The organism is Faecalibacterium gallinarum (assembly GCF_022180365.1).
Classification (GTDB): Bacteria; Bacillota; Clostridia; order Oscillospirales; family Ruminococcaceae; genus Faecalibacterium; species Faecalibacterium gallinarum.
In genome coordinates this window covers 1-389 of record NZ_BQKV01000024.1, presented here as the reverse complement: position 1 = coordinate 389, position 389 = coordinate 1, and the positions used below count along the sequence as shown (strand labels likewise).

At 59.9% G+C, this 389-nt stretch carries 1 pseudogene; it reads left to right on the top strand.

The window, feature by feature from the left end:
- A pseudogene (locus tag JCM17207_RS03285) lies at positions 1 to 389 on the top strand (PTS beta-glucoside transporter subunit EIIBCA); the annotation flags it as partial.

Genomic DNA, 389 nt, shown 5'->3' with positions numbered 1-389 from the left:
GCCTCCAAGCGGTTCGGCCTGCCCGAGCTGGAAGGCATGGTCATCGGCGCGGGTCTTCTGTACCCCACCATGATCGGCGGCTCTGACATCAGCAGCCTGTTTGGCATTCCCGTGATTATGCCCTCCGCCGGCAACTATGCCTCCTCGGTTATCCCCATCATCTGCTCGGTGGCCTTCGCCGCATGGTTCGAGAAGCTCTATAAAAAGTACATCCCCGATACCCTCAAGATGTTCGCGGTCCCCCTGATCACCTGCACCGTCACCTTCTGTCTGACCCTCTGGGTCATCGGCCCTGTTACTTCTCTGGCCTCTGACCTGTTGGGCAGCTTCTTCACCTTCCTGTCCGAGACCAGCGGCATCGTGATGGGTATGGTGGCCGGCGCCTTCTG